This window comes from Paraburkholderia sp. SIMBA_053 (assembly GCF_046534895.1).
In the GTDB taxonomy this organism is placed as follows: Bacteria; Pseudomonadota; Gammaproteobacteria; order Burkholderiales; family Burkholderiaceae; genus Paraburkholderia; species Paraburkholderia caledonica.
In genome coordinates, this window is sequence record NZ_JAWRXU010001151.1 from 1 (window position 1) to 255 (window position 255).

Sequence of the window (255 nt, forward strand, 5' to 3'; positions counted from 1 at the left end):
GGGTTCGGTACTCTCGCGGGTGCGGTGGCCGGGGTGCTCCCCCCGATCGGGTTCGCGATCCAGTCGCGAGGCGTTCTTCTGATCCCCGACATCCCCTGGGGCGTGCTCGCCCTGCTTGCGGTCGCCCTGCCTCTCGCAATCGCCGCGGTCAGCTGGCTCATCCCCCCACGGCGCGCAGAGCTCACGCGACGTACGGCGATCGCCTGACGTGCCCTGAGCGAACAGCGCCTGCCCGGAGCGGATGCTCAGCCACCG

At 71.4% G+C, this 255-nt stretch carries 1 protein-coding gene; it reads left to right on the plus strand.

The window, feature by feature from the left end:
• A partial coding sequence (locus SB753_RS39260) for a hypothetical protein (protein ID WP_410805446.1) occupies window positions 1-207 on the plus strand: 207 nt, incomplete at its 5' end.
• Between the last annotated feature and the right edge of the window lie 48 nt (window positions 208-255).